Annotated in this window: 1 protein-coding gene; it reads left to right on the plus strand. The window is 59.4% G+C overall.

Annotation, left to right across the window (positions count from 1 at the left end; all coding sequences use genetic code 11):
* Positions 1–302: 302 nt before the first annotated feature.
* On the plus strand, positions 303–546 hold a 244-nt coding region (locus AC1D15_RS36465; protein ID WP_477829927.1), incomplete at its 3' end, for a response regulator.

A 546-nucleotide genomic window follows, 5' to 3' on the forward strand; every position in this document is an offset into this window, starting at 1 on the left:
ACCTTGCTGTCCGTGCTTCGCGAGCAAGCAACAGGCACATCGCACAAGCATCCAGAGACACCCATCGCAGGATGTGCAGACAAGATGCACGAATCACCCATGCTGCCTGCACATGGCAGATCCAACATCGGTGTCAGGGCTCAAGCAGCCTGACTTCAAAAGATGACGCCGCCGCGAAGTGGCATCACACCAAGATCCAGGGACCGGACTCTCATCTTTTCAACATCGAGGCAGGTATGACAAGCAGTAGTGGAATAGCAAGGATTCTGATCGTCGATGACCACGAGATCGTCAGAGACGCCGTGAGCCTGTTGCTGAACAAGCTCGAGCGGCCGGTGATCACGTTGGCCGCAGGCGATTTCCAGACGGCACGCAACATCCTTTCGAACGAGACCGTCGACCTGGTGCTRCTCGGCATCTCGTCGCCCATCGGGCCCAGCCTGAATGGCGTGGTGTTCCTCAGGAAGCTTCCGGCCTGCCCGCCGATCGCCGTGTTCTCGACGCACACGACGCGACGCTTCGTGTCGAGTGCCGTGGCCGTGGGCG

This window comes from Rhizobacter sp. P2_H2 (genome assembly GCF_056403375.1).